Raw genomic sequence first — 25,733 nt, forward strand, 5'->3', positions numbered from 1 at the left:
CCGCGTCTTTCAAGCCTGCTCGGTGCGGACGGCGCGGCGGCGGCGCTCGCCCTTCAGGGTCTCGACGATGCGCACGCGCTTGACGCGGCGCGGATCGGCGTCGAGCACATGGAACTCGAAGCCGGGTATGGCCTGCACCACTTCGCCGCGCGCCGGCACCCGGCCAAGCGTGTTGAAGATCATGCCGCCGATCGTGTCGACATATTCGCCGTGCTCGCCGGCGGCGAAATCCTCGCCGATCATCTTGGCGACGTCGTCGATCTCGGCCTTGCCGTCGACGATGAAGACGCCTTCGCCGGCCTGGGTAATCATCGGCTCGTCCTCGTCATGTTCGTCCTCGATGTCGCCGACCACCATCTCGACGATATCCTCGAGCGAGACGAGACCGTCAGTGCCGCCATATTCGTCGATGACCAGCGCCATCTGGGTGCGCGTCGTCTGCATTCGCCCCATCAGGTCGGAGGCGAGCATCGACGGCGGCACGAACAGCACCGGTCGGATCAGGCTGAGATCGCCTATGGTGCGCGCCAGATCGACCTGGGCGAGATCGAGAACCGTCGCGACCGGAGTTTTCCTGGTCGTCCTGCCCTTTCTGACGCGGGCGACCTTGGTGATGTGCGCCAGCACGTCGCGGATATGAACCATGCCGCGCGGATCGTCGAGCGTCTCCGAATAGACCGGCATGCGGGAATGGCCGGACTGCTCGAACAACCCCAGAAGGTCGCCGAGCTTCGTGGTGATCTCGACCGCCTCGATGTCGGCGCGCGGCACCATGACGTCCTCGACCCGCACTTCGCGCAGGCGCAGGATGTTGTTGAGCATGGCGCGTTCGCCGGGCGAGAAGGATTCTGCATCGCTCGCCGTTTCGGCAAGCGCACCGGCAATCTCCTCGCGCAGGCTGGTGCCGTTGCGGTGCCTGAAAAGCCCGAGCACGCGATCGAACAGGGAAGGACCGGCAGGCGATGCCTCGCTGGCGAAGCTGCCGGTCGTGGTACTCGGACTCGAGCCCTCTTCCGTCGTTTCGGAAGGCTTGATCACACTGCCGGCGTCGGAGCGGGCGGCAGTCTCGGGTTTGTCGTTCATCATCGTCCGGTCAATTGGTCTTTTGTAATTACGTGTAGGGATCGGGAATGGCAAGCCTCGCAAGTGCTGCGCGCTCTGTCGCTTCCATCAGTTCCGCTTCGGCATCCGTTTCGTGATCATAGCCCAGCAAATGCAGCAGGCCATGGATGACGAGATGGGAGATATGGTCCTCGATGGGCTTGTCTTCCAGTGCCGCCTCGCGCGCGACAGTCTCGGCGGCCAGCACGATGTCGCCGAGCATCGGCGGCAGAGGCCCGCCCCTGGCAAACGGAAAAGCCGGAAAAGACAGGACGTTGGTCGGCTTGTCCTTGCCGCGCCAGCCGGCATTGAGCGTACGGATATGGGCATCGTCGGAAAAGACGATGCTGAGCTCGGAACGGCCGTCCGCACCGGTTTCGGCAAAGGCGGCCGAGACGGCACGGTCGACAAGCCGCATCAGCGCCGCCTCGTCGGGCCAGTCGCCCGCCTCGATCGCGATATCGATCTCGACGGGAAGCGGTCCCCCCGCCTTTTGCTCCTCAGCCATGCGGCCGCATAATCGTATCAGCTTTCGACACCCAAGCCCCTGGCCAGCTTGCCGTCACGGTCGTAGGCCTTGACGATCTCGGCGACCAGCGGATGCCTGACGACGTCGCCTTCATTGAAGCGTACGGTCACCATGCCGGTGACGCCGTCGAGGATTCTCAGCGCCTCGACCAGGCCGGATTTGGTGTTTGGCGGCAGATCGATCTGGGTCGGATCGCCGGTGACGATCATGCGCGAGTTCTCGCCGAGCCGGGTCAGGAACATCTTCATCTGCATCGGCGTGGTGTTCTGCGCCTCGTCGAGGATGACGGCAGCGTGCGCCAGCGTACGGCCGCGCATGAATGCCAGCGGCGCGATCTCGATGACCTCAGCAGCAATCGCCCGCTCGACCTTGTCGGCCGGCATCATGTCGTAGAGCGCGTCATAGAGCGGCCGCAGATAGGGATCGACCTTCTCCTTCATGTCACCCGGCAGAAAGCCAAGCCGTTCACCGGCCTCGACCGCGGGGCGCGACAGCACGATGCGTTCGACCATGCCACGTTCGAGCAGCATTGCCGCATGCGCCACCGCCAGATAGGTCTTTCCGGTGCCGGCCGGGCCGATGCCGAAGACGAGTTCCGACCGCTCCAGCGCGCGCATATAGGCGTCCTGGTTGAGCGAGCGGGCATAGATGGTCTTCTTGCGCGTCGATATCTGGGCGGCGGACACCTTGCCCTTGCGCTCCAGCGTCGGCAGCGTCAGCTGGTCGTCGGTGGCGATCGCCATGCGCACGGCGCCGTCGACATCGGACTGGCCGATATCGGTGCCTTTCTGCAGAATGCCGTAAAGATTGTCCAAGGCGCGGCGCGCCTGCTCGGCGGCCGAGGAAGAGCCCTTGATGGTCAATTGGTTGCCACGCGAGCGGATATCGACGCCGAGCTTCTGCTCGAGCCTGGCCAGATTCTCGTCGAACTGGCCGTAAAGGGCGCTGGCAAGCTTGTTATTGTCGAAAGTCAGTACGATGTGCGCGATATCCGAGGCCCCGGAGGGTAGGTTCTGGGGCAGGTTCTTGACTTCAGCAGCGCTCAACCGTCTCTCCTCATCTGCCGAGGCCTTCAGGCCAATTCGGCGAACAGGCTGTTGTAGCCCGTCTTCGTGATTCGTACCTGGATAATGTCACCGATTTCGCCGTCCTTTTCATCAACAATAACCGGCTGCAGCCACGGCGAGCGGCCAACCTTCTGGCCGGCCTGGCGGCCCGGCTTTTCGATCAGCGTATCGATAGTCCTGCCGACCAGGCTTGCGCCGAAATGCTGCTGCTGTTTCAGAAGCAGCGCCTGCAGCCGATGCAGGCGCTCGTCCTTGACGGCCTCCGGCACGTGATCGCCCATCTCCGCGCCCGGCGTGCCGGGGCGCGGAGAATATTTGAACGAGAAGGCCGAGGCATAGTTGACGTCTTCGACCAACTGCATCGTCGCCTCGAAATCCGCTTCCGTCTCACCGGGAAAGCCGACAATAAAATCGCCGGACAGTGCGATGTCGTTCCGTGCGGCACGGATGCGGTCGATCAACGTCAGATAGTCCTTGGCCATATGCCTGCGGTTCATCGCCTTGAGTATGCGGTCGGAGCCGGATTGCACCGGTAAATGTAGATAGGGCATCAGCGTCGGCAAATCACGATGGGCGGCGATCAATTCATCGTCCATGTCGCGCGGATGGCTGGTCGTGTAGCGCAGCCGCGCCAGACCTGGAATCTCTGCCAGCCTGAACAGCAGCCGGCCAAGGCCCCATTCCTCGCCGTCTTCACCTCTTCCGTGCCAGGCGTTGACATTCTGGCCGAGCAGCGTCACCTCGCGCACGCCGGCATCCGCCAGGCGCTCGGCTTCGGCGACGATCTGTGCCACCGGCCGCGAGACTTCCGAGCCGCGCGTATAGGGCACGACACAGAAGGTGCAGAACTTGTCGCAGCCTTCCTGAACGGTCAAGAACGCCGTCACGCCGCGCCTGATCAGTTCGGCGCGCTTCGGCTGCGGCAGATGCTCGAACTTGTCCTCGACGGCATAATCGGTCTCGACGATCTTTTCGCCGCTCCGCGCCCTCGCCAGCACCCCGGGCAGCCGGTGGTAGGTCTGCGGACCGATGACCAGATCGACAGCCGGCGAGCGGCGGATGATCTCGGCACCCTCGGCCTGCGCCACGCAGCCGGCGACGCCGACCAGCATTTCGCGCCCGGCCTTGGCACGCTCCGCCTTCAGCTCACGGATGCGCCCAAGTTCGGAATAGACCTTTTCCGCCGCTTTCTCGCGGATGTGACAGGTGTTGAGCAGCACCAGATCGGCCTCGCCGATGGCGTCTGTCGCGGCATAGCCGTCGGCCGCCAGAGCATCGGTCATGCGCTGCGAATCGTAGACGTTCATCTGGCAGCCATAGGTCTTGACGAAGACCTTTCTGGTCGCGGCAGGCGGAACGACCAGGTTTTCGGCGGCAGCGCCGATGTCGTCGCGTTCTATCGTGTTCAATTCCATTTCGCGGCTTCTAGCGCCTTTCCCCGACAAAAAACAGACGAATCTGGCCGGAACCTGCGCAGACTACCGGCTCGGGCGCGGTTCGGCGAGCGCCGCCTGCACCATCTCGCGCACCTGGCGTTCCATCTGCTTTGCCGTCTCCTTGCGGCTGGAGCCCTTGGAGAAAGCAATCGCCTCGCCAAAATGCACCTCGACGTCGAGGGCGCCCTCGGCCATCAGCACCTTGAGGTGCGGCATCAGCTCCTCATCGCCGATCCAGGCGGCAACCGGCCGATGCCGGCGGCCGAGCGGCACGCCATGCAGGCGCGTATAGACGATGGCCACCGGCTGGATGAAGACCTGTTCGGCCGCCCCTTCGGCAATCGCCATTGTAGCGGCGCCGAACAGCGTGCTCTTGAACGGCAGGATCATGTTGCCGTCGCCGGTCGAGCCTTCGGCAAACAGCACCATGGCGTCGCCCTTGGCCATCCGGCCGGCGATCTCGGTCGCCTGGTCGCCCGACGAGCGTTTGCGCTCACGTTCGATGAAGACGGTGCGTTGCAGCTTCGACAGCATGCCGATCAGCGGCCAGCCGGCCATATCGGCCCTGGCGATGAACGTCACATCGACCATCGATCCCAGCACCATGATGTCGGTCCAGGAGATGTGGTTGGCAGCAATCAGCAATGGGCGCTGGCCGGACAGCGCTCCCTTGACATGGATGCGCAGCCCCAGTGCCCTGACGATCATTGTGTGCCAGATCTTCAGGATGAAGGTCTCGCGCCAGAGTCCGGTCCTCATCGACAGTATCTGCAAAGGCACAAGCACCAATGAGCCGACGACAACCAGCCCCAGGGCCAGGAAAATCCTGATTTTTCCGATCATCCGTACCACCCCGGCGTTTGGCTAGCGAAGATCGCGGCGCATGACAAGCGCGCCGGTCGGGCCGTGCTCCGGCGACTTGTAATAGTTGGCGCGCTTGCCGACCTCGCGGAAGCCGAACCGCCGGTAGAGCGCGATCGCGGCGACATTGGTCTCGTCGACCTCGAGGAAAAGTGCCTCGGCGCGCTGTGCATGCAGTTCACGCAGCACCGCATCCATCAATTGCCAGCCGAGCCCCCGGCGCCGATGCGAGCGTGCCACCGCGACCGTCAGGATCTCCCCCTCGCCGGCCGCCAGCCGAGCCAGCACGAAACCGACCGGCGGCTTGGCACCCTGTCCGGTCTCGCGCGCGGCATAGCCGAACACCGTGTCCTGCTCGAGCAGCGCGGCGAATTCGTCGTCGGTCCACGGCCGCGCGAAATCCTCGCGATGCAGCACCGACATGGCCGCACTGTCGGCAACCGTCAGCGGCTCGATCGCATAGTCCCTGCGACGCGGCGGGAGGAATGGAATGCGCATCAGTTTTTTTGCCTAGATAGAATAAAGCCGGCCTGCGGCTTGGCGTCGGCGCCGCGCAGATAGAGCGGTTTCGGCTTTTCGCCCTCGCCCTTTTTACCGGCACGTTGGGCGGCGGCCAGCCGGGCATAGACGGCGATGTCGGCGGTGGCCGCCGTCCCGCCGAGATCGAAGCTGCGCCCGGCCGCCGCGGCAATTTGGGTTGCCGCCGTGCCGGCGAGAACCGCAGATCTGTCGACCGCCATGGCTGCTGCTTGCGAGAGCGTGGTCACGGCCGGACCAAAGATCAGAACCGACCTCTCATCGTAAAGTGCCGCATGGATCTCCTCGCGACCTGCATCGAGCGCGGCGAGCACGGCGCGACCGGGAAATGCCGCTCTCGCTTGCGCCGCCAGGGCCTCCAGAGTCGTCACGCCGATCGCCGGGATTTTCAGCGCCAGCGCAAGGCCGCGCGCCGCCGAGACGCCGACGCGCAGACCGGTGAAGGAGCCCGGACCCGTCGAAACGGCAATGGCGCCGAGGCCGGAATAGTCGGTTCTGCTGGTCCCCAACGCCTTTTCGATGACACCCATCAGATGCTCGGCATGACCCTTACCGAGATCGAGCACCGAACGGCCGAGTTCTTTCCCGGCCGCCGCTTCGTAGACGCAGGCGGCGCAGAGATTGGCGGCACAGTCGATGGCAAGCAATTTCATGAAGCGGCCGGTTGAGACAGTTTCGAAAACAGCTTCCCTCTGCCCGCCAGGGCTGATCCCCGCAAGGGAATAATGGATAAATCGTCAGGCGACTTGGCTTCGGCGCGGGTCCAAGAATGTAAGTTCCAACGCACGCAATCGCCACAATAGGTATCGGGACTAGCCGACCTGCTCGATACGCAGCACGTGATTGTCCCAGACATAGTCCGGCTCGGAATGTATCGAGCCACCGGACTCGACGATATCGCCGGCGCCGGTCGTCGCCATGAAGCTTTCCCCATCGGCTGCAACGCCGCAAACCTCGACCAGCGCCTTGGTGGCGACGATGCGGCCGCTGGCCGCGTCGATCACGGCAAGTGAATTGCCCTCAGGCGAAGACACCGCGATGGTGCCGGCAGCAGGGTTGGCGGCGACCGAGCCGATATAGTTCCTGAAGGCGGAGAGCACGTCCTGCGACATGTCGAGTAATTTCAGGTCCATGCCGCGTGCCGCGCGGCCGAGCAGTGGCGGACGATCGGTACCCGGCCCCCTGTATTGACAGCCGAACCAGACGGTGCCGGAGCGGTCGGCATCCATATGGCGGATCGACAGTTGGTGCAGCGCCGGCGGTAATTCGTGCTTTTCGGTGAGATCGCCGGTAAGGCGGTCGACCAGAACATAGGAAGGCTTCATCGTTGCGATATTGAGCTCGGCGCGGCCATAATCCGGATGCGTTTCGATGCCGCCATTGGCGACAGCGATTGTCCTGCCGTCGGAGAGAAGCAGAAGTTCGTGCGGGCCCACGCCGTAGGTCGGGAACTCGCCGATGCGCTTGAATTTCGCATGCGCGTCATAGACGCCGACGACGCCGGCGGCATTGTCGAAATCGTTCTCGGTTGCGTAGAGCAGCGTGCCATCGGCCGAGAACACACCATGGCCGAAGAAATGCCGGCCGGCAACGCTGGCAATGGTGTGCGGTTTATCGCGGCCGGTATGGTCGAAGACGACAGCAAAGGTGCCCGGCTGCCTGGCAAACACCACCGAACGCTTGGACACCGGGTCGAAGGTAACGTCGTGGCCCCGATCGGGCAGATCGATCGTGTGCAACAACTTGCCGGCCTCGGACAGGACGGCCGCGCCATAGCTGCCGTCGCGCTTGACGAAAGCGGTGGCGAAGACCGCGTCGGCGTCGATTGTCTTTGCCCAGGCCGACGGCGCCATCGCCGCTACGAAACCAGCGCCTGCGGCCCTCAGGAAATCGCGCCGATCGATCAGCGGCGTCCTCATGATCAGTCACCATCCAATGACGAGAACCCGGCGGTCAGGCCGAATTCGGCGGTCAGCCTGGTGCCGATCAGGGTCGTCAGGCTGGATGTCACCAGCGAGAAATAGTCGAGCTTCTGGCGCAGCGCCGGATCGGCAAGTGCCTTGTCGATCGGTCCCCTGATCGCCTTGGCCGCCTCGATCCCGTTGGTGAGCTGGATGTGGACCGATTCTGCCATCCAGCGCGCATCGGGCGGCAGCGCGTCGCCAAGCTGCGAGGCCTGGAACAGCGTGTCCATGCCCGCCAGATTCCCGGTCAGCGAGCGGGCGGTGTTTTGCGAGCGCCAATAGATCGCCTGTTTCGGTTTGTCGGCCTCCGGCTTGGCGCCCAGGAAGCCTTTCAGGCGTACGTCGCGGACCATTTCCAGCTCGTTGATGAAGACGCCGACCAGTTCGGTCACCGCTTCGGTGCCGTCGTGGTAGAGCGCGTTCTGCGGACCCGGATTGGCCCAGAGCGCGGCAAAGCCGTTGGGCTCGTTCCAGGCATCGCCAACCTCGCCGGCAATCGTCTCGACATTGCCGGCAATGGCCGCACCGTAGGCGCAGCGATAGGCGTCGTCCCTGCCGACCAATTGACCGGCTCCGTCGCCGTAGAGGACGAATTCCAGTGCGCCGAGCCCTTGCATGGCGACGCTCTTTGTAGCCAGCTGGGCCGGATCGGCGGCTGTCGGATCCTTGCCGGCAAGTGCTGCCTGCACCTGCTTCAGGCCGATGCTCTTGCGGTCCGGCCAAAACAGCATGCGCTCAAGCCGGTTGTTTTCCGCGATCGGCCCGAAACGGATGATTTCCACCACCGACCAGGCATCCACGACGCCTGAGAATTCGGCGCGTGCCGCATCGAGAGTGTCTTGCGAAGGCGCCTGGCAAAGCGCGTGCATGGTCTTGGCCAAGCTGTCCGCATGGTCATGCAGTCTGGCATAGGCCGGGCGGACGAAGCCGTCGATCGCCCGCTGGATCACATCCGAAGCCTTCACCGCCGCGGATGCCGGCAGCGCACCGGCGAGGACCAGCATCAGAGCGAATGCAAGACGCTTCCGCATCAGAGCGACTCCAGAAACTTGATCAGCGCGGCGCGGTCGGCCGCATCGGCAGCGGCAAAGCGGTCACGCGCCTTCTGGCCCTCGCCGCCATGCCACAGAATCGCCTCGGCCAGGCTTCGTGCGCGCCCGTCATGCAGGAAGAAGGTGTTGCCGCTGACGGTCTGGGTGAGCCCGATGCCCCACAGTGGCGGCGTGCGCCATTCGCTTCCCGTGGCCTCGCCCACCGCCTGTCCGTCGGCAAGACCAGGTCCCATGTCATGCAGCAGGAAATCGGAATAAGGCCAGATCAGCTGGAAGGCCTGCGCCTTGTTCGGGGTGCCGCGGCGGGTGACGAATTTCGGCGTATGGCAGGAGATGCAGCCCATATCGTAGAACAGTTTTTTGCCGGTGAGCACGTCCGGTCTGTCGAGATCGCGCCGGGCCGGCACGGCAAGGTTTTGCGAATAGAAGGTCACGAGGTCCATGACCGGCGGCGGCGCTTCGACCGGACCGAGGCGCTCCTGTACACCGTTAGGTAGGCCAAGGCAGGTCTTTTCCGCGGCGCTGCAATCGCCCCAGTGCTTCGGCACTTCAGGCGTCGAAATGCCAATATCGCCGGCAAAAGCGTCCGCCGATTGCTGGCGGATCGATGCCGCCTGCGCCTTCCAGCCGAAACGGCCGAGCGTCAGTTCACCGCTGCTGGCGTCGCGTATTATGTTTGGCCTGCCGGAAATCCCGTCACCATCGCGGTCGGCCGCATCGGCACGCGCAAGGATGTCGGCAGGAGCGATCTGCTCGACCAGGCCAAGGCCGATCATCGGCGGTGTCATGCGCGGCGACAGCGTGGTGTGCGGATCGAGCGGCCCGTAGGCGAGACCCTCGACCGAATAGCTCGGCTTGCGCAGCGACACGACGCTGCCGTCCGCCAGTTTTACTTTTTGCTCCTGATAATCGACATGCATCCTGCCTTCGCCCTGCAGGCCGGGAACGGCTAGCTCCTGAAGTTGTGTGCCATAGACCGGGTCGGGAAAGTTGAGCACCTTGTGATCGGCGAGCGCGGCTTTCTCCTCCTCGGTACTGGCTTCCCTTGCCAGGCGCAGGAACATCGAGGTGGTGCCGCTGTCGCCTTGGGGCGGATGGCCGCGACCGTCCTTCAGATGACAGTTCTGGCAGGCGCGCTCGTTGAACAACGGACCGAGCCCATCCGAGGCTTGTGTCGAGGATGGCGAGGACACCCAGTTCTTGCGGAAAATGGCGTTGCCGAGCTTGAAGGTACCCTCTTCCTCGAAGCTGACATTGGCAGAGGATTGCGAGAAGGCGTCCTTGTTGACGTCCTTCTTCGAGGTGCCGGCGCCGCCCTGCATCAGCTCGAATTGCTCGGGCTTGGAGAAATCGCTGGTCGGCCTGGTGATGGCGATGACGCGCGCCAGATCCTTCGGCGTCAGATCCGTGCGGCTGGTGGCAACCCCCGCCGGTTGCGGCGCCCCGGCCAGCGCCGAGGCTGTGAGCGTCGCCACCACGGCAAGAAAGGCGCCGCGAAAGATACCGTATCGCGGCTTCTTCTGAGGCGGCAGGCCACAATGCCCGGCCGGCCGCAAGCGGCGCATGAAATCTAGGGGGCGCCGCATTCCGGCATGTCCTTATTCCGCCTCGTCGGCCGACGCTGCGTTGAGTTGGCCGTACTTTTCTTCGCCGATCGAGGCGAGCAGGTCGAGTTGCGTCTCGAGGAAGTCGATGTGATCTTCCTCGTCAGCCAGCAATTCCTCGAACAGCTTCATCGTCACGTAGTCGCCTGCTTCGTTACAAACCTCGCGCGAACGCTTGTAGGCGGTGCGCGCGTCATATTCGCCGGCCAGATCGGATTCGAGCACTTCCTTGACATTCTGCCCGATGCGCAGCGGCGCCACGGACTGCAGGTTCGGATGGCCCTCGAGGAAGATGATGCGCGCCACGAGCCGGTCGGCATGGTGCATCTCCTCGATCGATTCAGCGCGTTCCTTCTTCGCCAGCTTGGCGTATCCCCAGTCTTCCAGCAGCCGGAAATGCACCCAGTATTGATTGACCGCCCCAAGTTCCAGAAACAGAGCCTCGTTAAGCCGCTCTATGATCTGCTGTTCGCCTTTCATGGGTTCTGCTCCCGTATTGGACGCGCAGGCCTCTGACGCGATCCAGGTGTGAAACGATGTCCACGCCACTCGCCGCCGAGCGGGCATGGTAATTTTCGGTGACCCGAATGATCGTTTCGACCACATTTGGGAAGCAGCCGCAACAGCGACCGCGCTTGTGCATGGCGTGATAGACCTTCGCCGGCACGATCAGCTGCCAGGGGTCCTCATCCAGCAGTCCGACGATCGTCTGCTCTATCTCCTTTTCGGTGATGATGTTGCAATGGCAGATCAGCATTTGTCGCTCTGGCTAACGTCGCTTCGTTGCGTCGCGTGGCTGGTGGTTTCGATAGTCTATTGGAACACCTTGTCCGGTGAATCGAGGCTGTCCGAGCCCTCGAAGGCTATCGCATTGAGCTTCAGGGTACCGACGGCGCGTTCGATCGACTTGGTCTGATCGACCAGCGCGTCGATCGCCGCCTGCACAGTGGCATTGCCTTCCGTGTTGCCTTCTCCGATCTGCTGGTCATAGGCCTCGCCGGCAAGCACCCGCGCCTTGATGGCCTCCATCTTGGCGACGGTGACGTCCAGTTTGTCCGACAATTCCTTGTCAACCGCCGGGTCGACCGCCTTGACCATGTCGGCCACCGACGGCCCCTCGACGACAGTGCCGTCGAGCCGCTTGTAGCTGCCGTGATAGGCGGCACGGATGCCGATCGCATCGTAAAGATGGGAGTTGTAGGTATTGTCGGAGAAGCAATCGTGCTCCTCTTCCGGGTCGTGCAACAAGAGGCCGAGCTTCATCCGCTCTCCGGCGAGCTCGCCATAGGACAGCGAGCCCATGCCGGTGAAGATGGTCGAAATGGCGGCGTTCAGCTCGCCATCGACAAGGTTCTTGCGGGCGGCGCCGCCTTCCTTCCAGTCGTCGACCATATCCTTTAGATCGGAAACCAGAAGGTCGCTCGCCGATTTCAGATACTGTCCGCGACGGTCGCAATTGCCGCCGGTGCAATTGGCGAGGTCGTAATCGGTGTAGGGCCGTTCGCCGGCGCCCGGACCGGTGCCGTGTAAGTCCTGACCCCAAAGCAGGAATTCGATGGCGTGATAGCCGGTCGCCACATTGGCCTCGATACCGCCGGCCTCCTGCAGTGTGCCGGAGAGGAACTCCGGCGTCAGCTCGGTGGCGTCGACCTTCTTGCCGTTGATCTCGATCGACTTGTTGGCGATTACATTGGCGGTGTAGAGCGCGTTGGCGTCCGACTCGGTGCCGTAGCTCTTGGCGACATAGTCGATCAAGCCTTCGTCGAGCGGCCAGGAGTTCACCTTGCCTTCCCAGTCGTCGACGATGGCATTGCCGAAGCGATAGACCTCGGTCTGCTGATAGGGAACGCGCGATGCCTTCCAGGCCTCGCGGGCGGCGTTCAGCGTTTCGGCAGATGGCTTGGCGAGCAGCGCATCGACAGCCTTGTCGAGCGCCTCGGCCGTGATCAGCGAATCCTCGTATTTGGCGAGCGCAATGTCGGAATAGGTCTTGATGACCGCCTTGGCATCGGTTTGCGCCTTGGCCGGCAGCACGAACACAGCCGCCGTCAGCATCGCGGTGGCGCCGATCGCTGCAAGCCTGCCGCCATACCGCGCGGTCATCATCGTTCTCATGACTGTCTCTCCTCGGGAATCAATGAAATGCCGGCGCCGCGGCGGGCAGTTGCCAGCGGGCAAAGAAGGGTCGCGCCATCGCGCGGTTCGCGGAAGAAAGACACCGAAATGCCTCCAATCGAAAGGGTTCAAGGCCCAGACATCAAAGGGATGCGCTGACGCGCGAGCTTCCATAAAACGGCGAAGACGCCGGATGTCAACTGGTGGCATAGAAAAACTTCAATTGAAACAACAGTTTAGAATTATTCTAAACTAGAACTGTCAACTTTAACACCGACGTATGAGGAATGCCGGCGCATGACGCAGTTGACAGGCGGCCGTTCCGGGTGCGACCCGGATCGGCGCTCTTGCGGCGGCGCCGGACAATCGCCACCTGGCGAGACGTCCTAGATTTGGATGAGGAATCGGGCTGTTATGAAGAACGGGATCGTCATTGTCGGTGCGGGTCATGCGGGCGTGCAAGCGGCCGCCAGCCTGCGCGAAGAAGGCTATGACGGCCCGGTGATCCTGGTCGGCGACGAAAACGAATTGCCCTACCACAAGCCGCCGCTGTCGAAGACCTTCATCAAGGATCAGCAAGCAAAGCCGCAGCCGTTGCGCGGCGAGGCTTTTTATACCGGCAGCGCCATCGACTTCCGGCCAGGCCTCCGGATCGAGCGCATCGATGTCGGCGGCCACAGGCTGGGGATCTCGGGCGGCGGTGTGTTGCCGTTCGACCGGCTTGTCCTCGCCACCGGCGCGCGGCCGCGCCTGCTGCCGCTGCCGGGTTCGGAGCTTTCCGGCGTTGTGTCGCTGCGCTCGCTCGGCGATGCCCGCCTGATCCGCGAATTGAGCGCGCAAAGCGAGGAGGTCGTCATCCTCGGCGGCGGCTTCATCGGCCTGGAGATTGCCGCGACGCTCACCGCGGCAGGCCGCAAGGTTACGGTGGTCGAGGCGGTCGACCGGCTGCTCGGCCGCGCCGTGGCAGCGGTCATCGCCGGCCATGTGCGCCTGCGGCTGGAGGCCACCGGTGTGCGCATCCTTACCGGCACCACCATCGAACGGCTGGAGGACGAGAACGGCCGTGTTTCGGCTGCAATCACCTCATCCGGCGAAAGATTGCCGGCGCAGATGGTCGTCATCGGCATTGGCGTCGTGCCGAATGTCGAACTGGCCGAAGCCGCCGGCATTGCCATCGGCAACGGCATCCGCGTCGACCAGCAGATGCGTACGTCGGTGCCGGAAATCCTCGCCATCGGCGATGCCGCCTCCTACCGGCACTGGTTCACCGGCGGCGATGTGCGGCTGGAATCGGTACAGAACGCCACTGACCAGGCGCGGCTCGCCGCGCGCACCATCGTCGGCCACACCGACAATTACTCGGCAGTGCCGTGGTTCTGGTCCGATATCGGCGACATGAAGCTGCAGATGGTCGGCCTGATTGCGGGTGGCGACAGCCATGTCGTGCTGGGCGACGTGGCCGAGAACAAATTCTCGATCTACCACTATGCCGGAAGCCGGCTGCTCGGCATCGAATCGGTCAACCGGCCCGGCGACCACATGCTTGGCCGCAAGATGCTCGGCGCCGGCTTTTCGCCGTCGCCGCAGATTGTCGCGACCGGGCCGGGTGGACTGAAGGCGGCGCTCGCCGCCTTCCAGGAGCCTGTCCGCGCTGCGGGATAAGATCAAACCCAATCACCCTGAATGACCAAGTTCGACCGGGAGCTGACCTTCAAAATATATAGCGAAGTAAAGGAAACAGCGGTATTTTGACCAATTGAAATTCGTCGGGGGGTGCTCATGGCTCTATATGTCATTGGCGCAGGCATGGGTCGCACTGGCACATATTCGCTGAAGCTCGCGTTGGAGCATCTTGGGTCCGGGCCGTGTCATCACATGGCAGATGTCCACGCCAATCCCGAGCAGAAGGCGCTGTGGCGCGCCGCCGGACAGGGACAACTCCCGACCTGGGATGCGGCATATGCCGGCTATCTTTCCGCCGTCGATTGGCCAACGGCGCATTTTTGGCGCGAAGTGAGTGACCACTACCTTCATGCAAAGGTTATCCTGACAGTTCGTGACCCGGAAGCCTGGTATGACAGCATGGCGCAAACAATAGGGCTCACGATGGATGCTGCTACCAATGATCCACAGTCCTTTGGTGTGGCGGTGGTTGGAAACACTGTCTTTGGCGGTCGATTTGATAACCGTGATCACGCAATCGCTGTCTATGAAGCACATAACGCTTCCGTGAAATCAACGCTGCCACCTGAACGCCTTCTTACTTATCAGGCCTCCGAAGGGTGGGAGCCGCTTTGTGCCTTTCTCGGTGTACAGTTGCCTTCCGAACCGTTTCCACGCACCAATTCGACTGCCGAATTTCGTGCTCGCATAGGGCGTTGAACGGCGGCTTGCCACCTATCTCGGCCTTCGCCGCAGTTGAATCCTAGGCGATATCCTCGCCGCTCAGGCGGCGCAGGCCTCGCGGATCGAACTTTCCAGGATGTCGAGCGCCTCGTTCATGACTCCGTCCTGGATGGTGATCGGCGCGAGGAAGCGGATGACGTTGCCGTAGACGCCGCAGGTCAGCAGGATCAGGCCCTTGTCGAGCGCCTTCAGCCGGACCGCATTGGCGAGTTCCGGCGACGGCAGCCCCTTCGTCACATCGTTGAACTCGACCGCGTTCATGAAGCCGGGGCCTCTGATATCGACGATTTCCGGGGCTTCGTCGCGGATCGCTTGCAGGCGCTGCTTCAGCCGGTTGCCCAGCGTGTTGGCCCGGTCGCAGAGCTTCTCCTCGTCGATGACGTCGAGCACGGCATGCGCCGCGGCGACGCCGATCGGGCTGCCGCCATAGGTGCCGCCGAGTCCGCCGGGGTTCGGCGCATCCATGATCTCGGCACGCCCGGTGACCGCCGCCAAGGGGAAGCCGCCGGCCAGGCTCTTGGCCATGGTGGTGATGTCGGCCGCCACCTCGTGGTGGTCCATGGCGAACATCTTGCCAGTGCGGGCAAAGCCGGTCTGCACCTCGTCGGCGATCAGCAGCATGCCGTGCTGGTCGCAGATCTTGCGCAATGCGGTCATGAAGTCGCGCGGCGCCTCGTAGAAGCCACCCTCGCCCTGGACCGGCTCGACGATGATCGCGGCGACGCGGGCCGGATCGACGTCGGCCTTGAACAGCCGGTCGAGCGCAGCCAGCGAATCGGCGACCGACACGCCGTGCAGTGCAACCGGGAACGGCGCATGGAAGACATCCGCCGGCATGGCGCCGAAGCCGACCTTGTAGGGCACGACCTTGCCGGTGAGTGCCATGCCCATGAAGGTGCGGCCGTGAAAGCCGCCGGAAAAAGCGATGACCGCCGGCCGGCCGGTGGCGTTTCGGGCGATCTTGATCGCGTTCTCGACCGCCTCGGCGCCGGTGGTGACAAAAATCGTCTTTTTGTCGAACTTGCCGGGCAGCATGCCATTCAGCCGTTCGGCCAGCCTGATATAGCTCTCATAGGGCACGACCTGATAGCAGGTGTGGGTGAAGCGGTCGAGCTGCGCCTTGACCGCTTCGATCACCCTGGGGTGACGGTGCCCGGTGTTGACGACGGCGATGCCGGACGAGAAATCGATGTAGCGGCGGCCTTCCACATCCCAGATCTCCGAGTTTTCGGCGCGATCGGCATAGATCTGAGTGGTCATGCCGACGCCGCGCGAAATCGACTGGCTCTTGCGTTCGGAAATGGCTGAATTTGTCATCGTATCCCTCACCGGGCCGGCGCCCGCTCTCGTTTGATGGCTGTTGAGACTCTTCTGGGCTTATTTCAGGTTTTCCTCAAGTTGGCACTGGCGGCGGGTGATTGGGCCTGCCCGTCCGGCGGGCGACCTGACACAAAGTTGCCAAGTCCCGTTCCTTCGCGCCCCCTCTGTCCTGCCGGACATCTCCCCCACAAGGAGGGAGATTGGCAGCTTCGTCGGCAGCGTTCCTTCTATAACGTTGGCGATTGGCGAAATCAGTGGTGACAGCCAATCTCCCCACCCGTGGGGGAGATGGCCGGCAGGCCAGAGGGGGGCGCGAAAGAACACGACGCGGGGAATTGAAAGCAAGCCTACTCACGCCGTCCGCACGAACCCCTCGCTGGCCCTCAGCAAATTGCGCGTATAATCCTTGGTGACACGGCGTTCGACAAGATCGTCCGCGGTCAGATTCTCCATCGCCTCGCCGTTCTGCATCACCATCAGCCGTTCGCACATGTGGGTGATGATGGCTAGGTCGTGGCTGACCATCAGGAAGGTCAGCTTGCGGCGGCGCCTGATCTCTTCCAGCAGGTTCAGCACCTCCGCCTGCACCGAAGCGTCGAGCGCCGAGGTCGGCTCGTCGAGCAGCAGGATCGACGGTTCCAGAATCAGGGCGCGGGCGATCGCCACGCGCTGGCGCTGACCGCCGGACAATTGATGCGAATAGCGAAAACGGAACCCGGTGCCGAGGCCGACCTCGTCGAGTGCCCGCTGGATGCGCTTTTCGCCGTCGGTGAAGCCGTGAATGGCGAGCGGCTCCTGCAGCAGGCGGTCGACGGTCTGGCGCGGGTGCAGCGAACCGTACGGGTCCTGGAAGACCATCTGCACCTCGCGGTAGAACGCCTTGTCGCGACGCGCGCCGAGCGTTTTGCCGTTGACCGCGATGGTGCCTGATGCGGCCGGCGCCAGGCCGGCGATTGCCCTGAGCAACGTCGACTTGCCGGAGCCGGACTCGCCGACCAGGCCGAAGGATTCACCGGATTCGACCTCGAGGCTGACGCCTTTCAACGCGCGGAAGCGGTCGAAGACCACCTCCAGCCTGTCGACGGAAAGGGCTGCCGTCATGCTGCCCACTCCGGCTTGCGGTCGAGCACCGGCAGCGGGTGACGGTCGGCGCCGATCTTGGGCATGCAGTTGAGCAGGCCGCGCGTATAGGGATGCTGGGCGCGGCCGAGCTCCGAGGCTTTGAGCTGTTCGACCACCTTGCCAGCATACATGACGATGACACGATCACAGAAGGACGAGACCAGGCGCAGATCGTGCGAGATGAAGATCAGCCCCATGCCGCGCTCGCTGACCAGCCGGTCGAGGATGCCGAGCACGTCGAGCTGGACAGTGACGTCGAGTGCCGAGGTCGGCTCGTCGGCTATCATCATTTCCGGCCCGGCGATCAGCATCATGGCGATCATGGCGCGCTGGCCCATGCCGCCGGAAACCTCGTGCGGATGCAGGTCGAAGACACGGGCCGGATCGCGGATCTGCACAGCCTCCAGCATGGCCAGCGCGCGGTCGCGGGCTTCGGCCTTGGAGACCTTCTCATGCGTGCGCAGCGTCTCGACGATCTGGCGGCCGATGCTCATCACCGGGTCGAGCGAATATTTCGGATCCTGCAGGATCATGGCGATACGCTTGCCGCGCAGCGCGCGGCGCTCGCGCGCCGAGGCGGCCAGCAGGTCGATGCCGTCAAAAGCGAGCGTCTTCGCGGTCACATCGGCCTGCGGCGGGGTGACGCCCATGATGGCGCGGCCGGTCTGCGACTTGCCCGAACCGCTCTCGCCGACGATGCCGAGCCGCTCGCGGCCGAGCGAGAAGGAAACGCCGCGCACTGCCTCGATCAGGCCGGTGCGCGTCGGGAAGGTAACGCGCAGGTCGTCGACTTCGAGAAGCGTGCTCATTGGTCGCCACTCATTGGTCACCGCTTCGGGGATCGAGCGCGTCGCGCAGTCCGTCGCCGAGTAGGTTGAAGCCGAGGCTGACGATGAGGATGGCAAAGCCCGGAGCACCCGCCACCCACCACTGGTCGAGCACGAAGCGGCGGCCCGACGCGATCATCGCGCCCCATTCGGGCAGCGGCGGCTGCGCGCCGAGGCCGAGGAAGCCGAGGCCGGCAGCGGTCAGGATGATGCCGGCCATGTCGAGCGTCACCCTGATGATCAGCGAGGAGATGCACAGCGGCATGATGTGGCGAAGCACGATGCGAAACGGCGAGGCGCCCATCAATTGCACCGCCTTGATATAATCGGAATTGCGCACCGTCAGCGTTTCGGCGCGGGCAATGCGGGCATAGGGAGGCCACGAGGTGATGGCGATGGCAAGCACGGCATTTTCGATGCCGGGGCCGAGCGCCGCGACAAAGGCCAGCGCCAGGATCAGCTTCGGAAAGGCGAGAAAGATGTCGGTGATGCGCATCAGGATCGCATCGGTCCAGCCGCCGGCGTAACCGGCGACGGTGCCGACCAGCAAGCCGATGGGCGCGGCGATAATGGCAACCAAAACGACGACGTAGAGTGTCCAGCGCGAGCCGAAGATGATGCGCGAATAGATATCGCGGCCGAGATCGTCGGTGCCGAACCAGTGCGCCGCACTCGGCGCCAGGAGCCGCGAGCCCTTGAGGTCGCCGAATGTCGGTGAATAGGGCGCCAGCACATCGGCGAACGCCGCGACCACCAGCAGGGCGACGATGATGAGCAGCCCGAGAAACGCCAGCCGGTTGGCGGAAAAGCGCCGCCACGCCACATAGGCGCGGCCGAGCCTCGCCTGCACGCGCGACGCCGGCCGCTCGCTGAGCAGCCAGTCGCGGCGGGTTTGAATCGCTTCCGTGCTCATCCTGTCTTGGTCCTCATCCTGCCTTGGTCCTTGGATCGAGCAGCCGGTAGAGCAGGTCGGAGAATAGATTGATGGCGATGAAGACCGAGCCGATGATGATGGTGCCGCCGAGCACGGCGTTTATGTCGGCGTTCTGAAGGGAATTGGTGATGTAGAGGCCGATACCCGGCCACGAAAACACCGTCTCGGTCAGCACCGAGCCTTCGAGCAGCCCGGCATAGGACAGAGCGATCACCGTGACCATCGGCACCGCGGCGTTGCGCAGCGCGTGGCCCCAGATGATGCGCGTTTCCGACAGGCCCTTGGCGCGCGCCGCGACGATATATTCCTGGGTGAGTTCGTTCAGCATGAACGAGCGTGTCATGCGGCTGATATAGGCGAGCGAGAAATAGCCGAGCAGCGAGGCCGGCAGGATGATGTGGCGGAAGGCATCGGCAAATACGTCCCACTGCCGCTGCCAGAGTGCATCGAGCAGATAAAAGCCGGTAATCGGCGTGAAGGTGTATTCGTAGACGACGTCGAGGCGGCCGGGAAAGGCGATCCATTGCAGCTTGGCGTAGAACAGCACCAGCGCCAGCAGCCCCAGCCAGAAGATCGGCACGGAATAGCCGACAAGGCCGATGATCCGCACGATCTGGTCGATGATGCTGCCGCGCCGCACCGCGGCCAGCACACCGAGCGGCACGCCGATCACCGAACCGATCAGCGTCCCCAGCGTCGCCAGTTCGAGGGTTGCCGGAAAGGCGCGGCGGATATCTGTCATCACCGGATTGGTGGTCAGCACCGAAGTGCCGAAATCGCCGTTCAGGGCATGTTTGACATAGATGTAGAACTGCTCGACCAGCGGCAGGTCGAGGCCCATCTCGCGGCGCGTGCGCTCGACGACATTGGCCGGCGCCCGGTCCCCGAGCACTGCCAGCACCGGGTCGATCGGAATGACACGGCCGATGAAGAAAGTCACCGCGAGCAGACCTAGATAGGTCGTTATCGCGATAACCAGGAACCGGGCGATCGATGAGGCCACGGCAACAGCACGGGCGCCACCGCGCCCTGCCGTCACTTCGCTTTCAGCCACACTCATGCGGCGCGTCCGCCGGCGTCACTCTTTCGAGACGGGACCGACGAAGTTGGTGTCGAAGCTCGGGCCGAGCGCGAAGCCCTTGAGGCTCTTGCGCAGGCCGGCCACTTCCAGCTGCTGGTGGATGATGACGAAGGGGCTGGTATCGAGGATCTTCTTCTCGAGATCCTGGTACATTGCGGCGCGCTTGGCCGCGTCCTTCTCGACAAGGGCCGCTTCGGTCTGCTTGGTCAGGTCCGGGATGTCCCAGGCGTTGCGCCAGGCAAGGGTCTTGGTCTTGCCTTCATCCGAATTGTCGGGGTTGCTGGCGAAGGTCTGGGCATTGGAGTTCGGATCGAAATAATCCTGGCCCCACTGACCGATATAGATGTCGTGGTTACGGGCGCGGTATTTGGTCAGCGTCTGCTTGCCGTCGCCGGGGATGATCTCCAGCTTGATGCCGGCCTGTCCCAGCGTCTGCTGGATCGATTCCGCCATGCCGGTCTGCGGTTGGACGCTGCGCACGTCCATGGTGACGCTGAAGCCGTCGGCGAGGCCGGCCTTGGCGAGCAGCTCTTTGGCCTTAGCAACGTCGAGTTTGAACGGGTTTTCGTCCAGCTCGCCGAGCACGCCTTTCGGCAGGAAGGTCTGATGGATCTCGCCGATGCCCTTGAGGATGGTCGACCCCAGGGCGTCGTAGTCGACCAGATATTTGAACGCCTGGCGAACTTCGGGCTTGGCGAGGTTCGGGTTCTTCTGGTTGAGGCTGATGTAATAGACGGTGCCCTTCGGCGCCGAGGTGGTGGTGAGGTCGGCATTCTTGGCGATGGCATCGAGGTCGTTCGGCTCAAGATTGCGGGCGACGTCGATATCGCCGGCTTCGAGCGCCAGGCGCTGGCCCGAGCTTTCCTTCATATTGCGATAGATAACGCGGGCAAGCTTGGCTTTTTCGCCGTAGTAATTGTCGTTGCGCTCCAGCACGACGGCCTCGTTGGCCCGCCATTCGCGCATTTTGAAGGCACCGGAGCCGGCATAGCCGGTCTTCAGCCAGGCGTTGCCGAAATCATTGTCCCATTTGTAGTCGGCGCTCGGCGTGACCGCGGCGACATGCTCCTTAACCAGCTTGGCATCGACGACCGAGGCGACGGTCGCCGACAGACAGTTCAAGACGAAGCTTGGCGCATAGGCCTTGTCAACGGTGAACTGGAAGGTCGTATCGTCGACGGCCTTGGCTTTGTCGGTGACGTTGCCGCCATTGAGGCCGAGCTGGCCGATGATGAAGGCCGGGCTCTTGTCGAGCTTGATGGCGCGTTCGAACGAATAGGCGACGTCGGCCGCCGTGATCGGATTGCCGGAGGCGAATTTGAGGCCGGGCTTGAGCTTGAATGTGTAGGTCAGGCCGTCGTCGGAGACGCTCCAGCTTTCGGCGAGATCGCCCTTGACCTTGGATGTGTCGCTGAGGTCGAGGCGTACCAGAAGATCATAGGTGTTGCCGGTGACCTCTGCGGTCGACAATTCGAATGCTTCGCCCGGATCCATGGTGATGATGTCGTCGATGGCGAAACCCTCGACCAGCGTGTCGGCGGGCGTGACCGCGAAGGCAGGCGCACCGGCCAGAAGCAGCGCGGACATGGCCGCGCCCGCGAGCAAGAAGCGGGAGCGTAGAGCAAACTTTTCCATCATCATTTTAACTGTTCCCTGTTTTTGTTGACCTGAGTTCCCGGCTCAGAGTTGTGGCATTTCTTGCCGCGTCGAACGGTGATCCCCGGACCGTTGTCTCGGCAATTTTTTGTGCGGTTCCGGTTCACCATATCCGGCGGTTTCGAGCGCGGCAACGAGCATTTGCAGAACGGTCGATTGGGCTAGACCGGCGGTGCAAAAATCCGGCTATTTCAGCGCGGTAACCAGGTCGGCGTCGGGAAAGCAGGTAGCGGAACGGCCGTTGCTGGCCTGCCATTTGCCGATCGAGCGGCGCGTCTTGAAGCCAGGCAGGCCGTCGGCGCTGCCGACATCGTAGCCCTTAGCTTCCAGCGCCCGCTGCAGGGCGGCGATGTCGGAGCGGTAGAGCCCGCCGACCGCGCCCCAATTGCCCGAGAAATTGCTGTCGCCATGGGCGATGCGATCGGCGCCATGGCCGATGAACAGGGCATAGAGATCGCTGGTGTTATACTGCTTCAGCACATAGAAATTGGGGGTGACGATGAAGGCCGGGCCGCTACGCCCGGCCGGCATCAAAAGAAAGCCCTCGGCTTTCAGTTCGCTCGCCGGGAACGGTTTACCCGACACACGCCTGATGCCCATATCAGCCCATTGGGAAATCTTCTTGCCCTGGTCCGGACCTTCGAGCGAGCACGAGACGCTGTCCGGCACAGTCACCTCGAAGCCCCAGCCGCGGCCCCTGACCCAGCCATAATGGACGAGATAATTGGCGATCGATGCCAGTATGTCGGGCGTCGAATTCCAGATGTCGGTGCGGCCGTCGCCATCGAAATCGACGGCATGCTTGAGGAACGATGTCGGCATGAACTGCGGCTGGCCAAGCGCGCCTGCCCAAGACGATTTCATCGCGCCGACCGGGGCAAGCCCGCGCTCGACGATCTCGAGCGCAGCCAAGAGCTCGGTGCGGAAGAATTCCTTCTTGGTCGACATGAACGCCTTGGTGCCCAGCACCTCGAAGGCGTCATAAGGCATCTTCGCCGCGCCGAAGCCGCTCTCGCGGCCCCAGATCGCCAGCAGCACTTCGCCAGGCACGCCGTAGCGTTTCTCGATCGCGGCAAGAGTCCCAGCGTTGGTCGCCTCGCGGGTGCGGCCGCCGGCGGTCACCGCTCGGACTATCTTTTCAGCGAAATAGGCGCCCGGCGAACCGAACTCGGCCTGATGCTGCTTCTGCGGCGTCGTCGCCTTCTCGCCCGGCTTCACCAGGTCGGGCAGCTTCAGGTCCGGCCTGACGCCTTCGAAGGCGGCATCGAAGGTTTTCCTGGAGATGCCTTTGGCCTTGGCTTCGGGCCAGAGGTCGTTGCTGAGCCAGGCGTGGAACTGGTCGTCGATTTTTGCGGCGGAGACCGGGGTGGCGAGGAGGAAGGCGAGAAAGAACGCGACGGCCAGCCTGCGAAGTCGGCATCCTGTCGCGCCCCCCTCTGTCCTGCCGGACATCTCCCCCTCCAGGGGGGAGATTGGCTGTCGCGTCTGTTTTCGCCAATCTTCAACGTCGCAAGCTTGGCCGGGATATCGAGGCTGCCAATCTCCCCCCTCGTGGGGGAGATGTCCGGCAGGACAGAGGGGGGCGCGACGGAACGCAATCATCTCGGAAGCACTCTCCCCGCCGCTCGCCTCAAAACACCGTCCGCGAGCGCAGTGCGGCGGCCAGCGTGCCTTCGTCGAGATAATCGAGTTCGCCGCCGACCGGAACACCGTGCGCCAGGCGCGTCACCTTGATGTCGAAGCCGGAAAGCTGGTCGGTGAGGTAGTGCGCGGTGGTCTGGCCCTCGACCGTGGCGTTGACGGCGAGGATCACTTCCTTGACTTCGCCGCCGGCGACGCGGTCGACCAGCGAACGGATGTTGAGCTCATCAGGACCAATGCCGTCGAGCGGCGACAGCGTACCGCCGAGCACATGGTAGCGCACGTTCATGGCTGTCGCCCGCTCCAGCGCCCAAAGGTCGGCCACGTCCTCGACGACGATGAGCATAGTGGGGTCGCGGCGGGGGTCGGTGCAGATCATGCATGGATCCGAGGTATCGACATTGCCGCAGGTCGAGCAGATGCGCACCTTGTCGACCGCCTCGCCCATGGCGGCGGCGAGCGGCGCCAGCAGCTGTTCCTTCTTCTTGATGAGGTGGAGTGCTGCGCGCCGTGCCGAACGCGGACCGAGCCCCGGCACCTTGGCCAGCAGCTGGATCAGGCGTTCGATCTCGGGACCGGCGATTCGCTTCGACATCGCACCGGTTTAGGATTTTTCAACGCGTTTTGGAACTCTGCTGAGGCGGGCGACCGAGCAATCGCTTCAGGCTTGAATTCGCCCGTCACCCTTTTCCGGGCGTTGGCGCTGCCCCTCACCCGCCTGCCGGCGACCTCTCCCCGTATAGTGACGGGGAGAGGAACGCTCTTATCGACGGTTTCGCCAATCATCATCGTTGCAGAATGTACGCCAGGATTGCGGCCGTCCCACTTCTCCCCGTCACTATACGGGGAGAAGTGCCCGGCAGGGCGATGAGGGGCGGCGCCGACTCCTCGTATTTGTCCGAAGCGACTGCAAGCCACTAGGGCCCTCAGTTTTCTTCCAGTGGCCGGGTCTGGCCGGCGATCATCGCGCCGATGGCGTCGGTGTTCTCGGGCGTCGCCTCGAACGACATTGTCGGCTCTGCCGGCACGGCCTGGAAGGAGGTGACAGGCCGCTCGCTCACGGTTCCGCCAAAACGGGCCGCATCCGGCTCCTGCATTGGTTCCTGCAGCGCCACAAGCATCGGCTTCTCCGCCGTCGTCTTCTCCGGGGTCGCCTTTCCGGCGGTCACCCTTGTCTGCTTTGCCGGCAGCGATGCTGCGGCGGTCACATAGGTTGCCTTGGCGAATGTCGGCTTGACCTCGCGAGCCGGCTCCGCCGAGGCGACAAGTATGGCCTGAGCGGCAGGCGCTTGCGGCTTGGCCTGGGCCATGGCGACCACCGGCTCGTCCGGCAGCGGCTGCCAGTTGCGGCCGCGCTTTTCATAGAAGGCATTGCCGCCGGCGACCATGGTGTAGTGCATGTTCTTGTAGGGGAAGCGCAGGCCGGCGGTGTGGAAGAACATGGTATTCTTCAGCTTGGCTTTGCGCTCGCCCTTGAGCACCGCCTCGGCGGCTTCCTCGACGTCGGGCATCGCCTTCGAATTCATCGGCCGTGTCATGACGCCCGGCGCGAACTGCCCGCGCTCGCCGACGACCTGGCAGATGGTGTTGCCGTGATTGCCGGACCGCAACCGGTTCATCACCACCGTGCCGACCGCAATCATGCCGTCACGGCTCGACCGGTTGGACTCGAAGAACATTGCCCGCTCCAGGCATTCCTTCTCCTTCGGCGTGGAATTGTAGGAGCGCGAGCTCAGGAAACTCGGCGTAATGGCATCGGTCAGGCTGGACATGCCGTGCGAGGCGGTCTGACTGCAAGCGGCCAAAAACAGCGGCGAGATAACGACGCCGAGCCGCAACGGCGTCTTCCATCGGGTAGAGATCAACAGGTGTCCCCTCAATTCTGCTGCCAGCCCGCCCCTGGTTGCGGCAAGAATGAGACACTTTCAGGCAAAAAGATGGCTAAAGTGTTATTAAGTGTGGGGAGTTGCCTAATAGACACAGCTGGCGGTGGAGCGAGCACTGGGCCGCTGCACTCTTCGGCCACTGTAACGGCATACCGATTGACTAGCGCGTCGCGTTCGACCGGCTTATGCGACGCGCTTTAGGTTCTTGTTTTGATGCATGTCGTTATCGCAAAACCGCTGCACACTTTTGCGCGACATGCACTAGCCTTAGAACGGCAGTTTCATTCCCGGCGGGATCGGTAGGCCCGCGGTCAGCGCCCTGGTCTTCTCCTGCATGATCTGCTCGACCTTGGTCCTGGCGTCGTTGTGGGCAGCGAGAAGCAGGTCCTCGAGAATCTCGACCTCGTCCTCCTTGAACAGCGCCGGGTCGATCTTCAGCGACTTCATCTCGAATTTGCCGGTCAGCGTCACGCTGACCAGGCCGCCGCCGGCCTGCCCGGTGGCTTCCAGCGTGGCGATCTCATCCTGCATGGCCTGGAACTTGGCCTGCATTTCCTTTGCCTTGCCCATCATGCCGAGAAGGTCTTTCATCGC

At 63.3% G+C, this 25,733-nt stretch carries 25 protein-coding genes; 2 read left to right on the forward strand and 23 right to left on the reverse strand.

The features are described from left to right. Positions 1 to 9: 9 nt before the first annotated feature. The 13 genes from NKI08_RS02765 to NKI08_RS02825 all read right to left on the reverse strand — a co-directional run bounded on the left by NKI08_RS02765 (position 10) and on the right by NKI08_RS02825 (position 12,254). Entirely contained in the window at positions 10 to 1,083 is a 1,074-nt protein-coding gene (locus NKI08_RS02765; protein ID WP_352613880.1) for a hemolysin family protein, read from the reverse strand. 28 nt (positions 1,084 to 1,111) lie between these two features. Then, positions 1,112 to 1,609: an rRNA maturation RNase YbeY gene (ybeY, locus tag NKI08_RS02770; protein ID WP_352470060.1), complete on the reverse strand. Its 498-nt coding sequence runs from the start codon at positions 1,607 to 1,609 to the stop codon at positions 1,112 to 1,114. A gap of 17 nt (positions 1,610 to 1,626) precedes the next feature. After that, positions 1,627 to 2,676 (reverse strand): PhoH family protein, encoded by a 1,050-nt coding sequence (locus NKI08_RS02775; RefSeq protein WP_352541253.1) that lies wholly within the window; start codon positions 2,674 to 2,676, stop codon positions 1,627 to 1,629. Positions 2,677 to 2,702: 26 nt separating this feature from the next. Continuing rightward, positions 2,703 to 4,112 (reverse strand): tRNA (N6-isopentenyl adenosine(37)-C2)-methylthiotransferase MiaB, encoded by a 1,410-nt coding sequence (gene miaB / locus NKI08_RS02780; RefSeq protein ID WP_352767047.1) that lies wholly within the window; start codon positions 4,110 to 4,112, stop codon positions 2,703 to 2,705. 63 nt (positions 4,113 to 4,175) lie between these two features. After that, complete coding sequence (gene olsA / locus NKI08_RS02785) at positions 4,176 to 4,976, reverse strand: lyso-ornithine lipid O-acyltransferase (RefSeq protein ID WP_352767049.1); 801 nt, start codon at positions 4,974 to 4,976, stop codon at positions 4,176 to 4,178. A gap of 21 nt (positions 4,977 to 4,997) precedes the next feature. Beyond that, entirely contained in the window at positions 4,998 to 5,492 is a 495-nt protein-coding gene (gene rimI / locus NKI08_RS02790; protein ID WP_352767051.1) for a ribosomal protein S18-alanine N-acetyltransferase, read from the reverse strand. Next, positions 5,492 to 6,184 (reverse strand): tRNA (adenosine(37)-N6)-threonylcarbamoyltransferase complex dimerization subunit type 1 TsaB, encoded by a 693-nt coding sequence (gene tsaB, locus NKI08_RS02795; protein ID WP_352767053.1) that lies wholly within the window; start codon positions 6,182 to 6,184, stop codon positions 5,492 to 5,494. Before tsaB ends, rimI begins: the two co-directional genes overlap by 1 nt. A gap of 159 nt (positions 6,185 to 6,343) precedes the next feature. Then, positions 6,344 to 7,450, reverse strand: coding sequence for a DUF1513 domain-containing protein (locus tag NKI08_RS02800; protein WP_352767055.1), 1,107 nt, complete (start codon positions 7,448 to 7,450; stop codon positions 6,344 to 6,346). 2 nt (positions 7,451 to 7,452) lie between these two features. After that, positions 7,453 to 8,526 (reverse strand): imelysin family protein, encoded by a 1,074-nt coding sequence (locus tag NKI08_RS02805; protein ID WP_352767057.1) that lies wholly within the window; start codon positions 8,524 to 8,526, stop codon positions 7,453 to 7,455. Continuing rightward, on the reverse strand, positions 8,526 to 10,133 hold the full coding sequence (locus NKI08_RS02810) for a di-heme oxidoreductase family protein (RefSeq protein ID WP_352767059.1): 1,608 nt from the start codon (positions 10,131 to 10,133) through the stop codon (positions 8,526 to 8,528). Before NKI08_RS02810 ends, NKI08_RS02805 begins: the two co-directional genes overlap by 1 nt. A gap of 12 nt (positions 10,134 to 10,145) precedes the next feature. Continuing rightward, positions 10,146 to 10,631 (reverse strand): bacterioferritin, encoded by a 486-nt coding sequence (bfr, locus tag NKI08_RS02815; RefSeq protein ID WP_352767061.1) that lies wholly within the window; start codon positions 10,629 to 10,631, stop codon positions 10,146 to 10,148. Beyond that, positions 10,597 to 10,908, reverse strand: coding sequence for a (2Fe-2S)-binding protein (locus NKI08_RS02820; RefSeq protein ID WP_023676882.1), 312 nt, complete (start codon positions 10,906 to 10,908; stop codon positions 10,597 to 10,599). The genes bfr and NKI08_RS02820 overlap by 35 nt, the downstream gene beginning before the upstream one ends. Positions 10,909 to 10,964: 56 nt before the next feature. After that, complete coding sequence (locus NKI08_RS02825) at positions 10,965 to 12,254, reverse strand: imelysin family protein (RefSeq protein ID WP_352767418.1); 1,290 nt, start codon at positions 12,252 to 12,254, stop codon at positions 10,965 to 10,967. A 426-nt stretch (positions 12,255 to 12,680) separates the two neighbouring features. Here NKI08_RS02825 and NKI08_RS02830 point away from each other — a divergent pair, with 426 nt between their 5' ends. Then, entirely contained in the window at positions 12,681 to 13,928 is a 1,248-nt protein-coding gene (locus NKI08_RS02830) for an NAD(P)/FAD-dependent oxidoreductase (protein ID WP_352767063.1), read from the forward strand. A 117-nt stretch (positions 13,929 to 14,045) separates the two neighbouring features. Then, complete coding sequence (locus NKI08_RS02835) at positions 14,046 to 14,648, forward strand: sulfotransferase family protein (RefSeq protein ID WP_352767065.1); 603 nt, start codon at positions 14,046 to 14,048, stop codon at positions 14,646 to 14,648. 63 nt (positions 14,649 to 14,711) lie between these two features. Here NKI08_RS02835 and NKI08_RS02840 read toward each other — a convergent pair whose 3' ends face one another. The 10 genes from NKI08_RS02840 to NKI08_RS02885 form a co-directional block, all read right to left on the reverse strand. Beyond that, positions 14,712 to 15,989, reverse strand: coding sequence for a 4-aminobutyrate--2-oxoglutarate transaminase (locus NKI08_RS02840; RefSeq protein ID WP_352767067.1), 1,278 nt, complete (start codon positions 15,987 to 15,989; stop codon positions 14,712 to 14,714). A gap of 354 nt (positions 15,990 to 16,343) precedes the next feature. Next, positions 16,344 to 17,093, reverse strand: a complete 750-nt coding sequence (locus tag NKI08_RS02845; protein ID WP_352470049.1) for an ABC transporter ATP-binding protein — start codon at positions 17,091 to 17,093, stop codon at positions 16,344 to 16,346. After that, entirely contained in the window at positions 17,090 to 17,923 is an 834-nt protein-coding gene (locus NKI08_RS02850) for an ABC transporter ATP-binding protein (protein ID WP_352767069.1), read from the reverse strand. The genes NKI08_RS02845 and NKI08_RS02850 overlap by 4 nt, the downstream gene beginning before the upstream one ends. 10 nt (positions 17,924 to 17,933) lie before the next feature. Then, the gene (gene nikC / locus NKI08_RS02855; RefSeq protein ID WP_352767071.1) at positions 17,934 to 18,854 is read right to left on the reverse strand and encodes a nickel transporter permease; all 921 of its coding nucleotides are present in this window, start codon (positions 18,852 to 18,854) and stop codon (positions 17,934 to 17,936) included. Between the two features lie 13 nt (positions 18,855 to 18,867). Further along, the gene (locus NKI08_RS02860; protein ID WP_352767073.1) at positions 18,868 to 19,935 is read right to left on the reverse strand and encodes an ABC transporter permease; all 1,068 of its coding nucleotides are present in this window, start codon (positions 19,933 to 19,935) and stop codon (positions 18,868 to 18,870) included. Positions 19,936 to 19,953: 18 nt separating this feature from the next. Then, positions 19,954 to 21,597, reverse strand: coding sequence for an ABC transporter substrate-binding protein (locus NKI08_RS02865; protein WP_352767075.1), 1,644 nt, complete (start codon positions 21,595 to 21,597; stop codon positions 19,954 to 19,956). A 201-nt stretch (positions 21,598 to 21,798) separates the two neighbouring features. Next, the gene (locus NKI08_RS02870; RefSeq protein ID WP_352767077.1) at positions 21,799 to 23,064 is read right to left on the reverse strand and encodes a lytic murein transglycosylase; all 1,266 of its coding nucleotides are present in this window, start codon (positions 23,062 to 23,064) and stop codon (positions 21,799 to 21,801) included. 178 nt (positions 23,065 to 23,242) lie between these two features. After that, complete coding sequence (gene recR / locus NKI08_RS02875; RefSeq protein WP_352767079.1) at positions 23,243 to 23,848, reverse strand: recombination mediator RecR; 606 nt, start codon at positions 23,846 to 23,848, stop codon at positions 23,243 to 23,245. Between the two features lie 331 nt (positions 23,849 to 24,179). Next, positions 24,180 to 25,118: a cell wall hydrolase gene (locus NKI08_RS02880; RefSeq protein ID WP_352767081.1), complete on the reverse strand. Its 939-nt coding sequence runs from the start codon at positions 25,116 to 25,118 to the stop codon at positions 24,180 to 24,182. A gap of 288 nt (positions 25,119 to 25,406) precedes the next feature. Then, positions 25,407 to 25,730 (reverse strand): YbaB/EbfC family nucleoid-associated protein, encoded by a 324-nt coding sequence (locus tag NKI08_RS02885; RefSeq protein WP_352470044.1) that lies wholly within the window; start codon positions 25,728 to 25,730, stop codon positions 25,407 to 25,409. Positions 25,731 to 25,733 lie beyond the last annotated feature (3 nt).

The sequence above is a fragment of the Mesorhizobium sp. M0768 genome (assembly GCF_040320195.1).
In the GTDB taxonomy this organism is placed as follows: domain Bacteria; phylum Pseudomonadota; class Alphaproteobacteria; order Rhizobiales; family Rhizobiaceae; genus Mesorhizobium.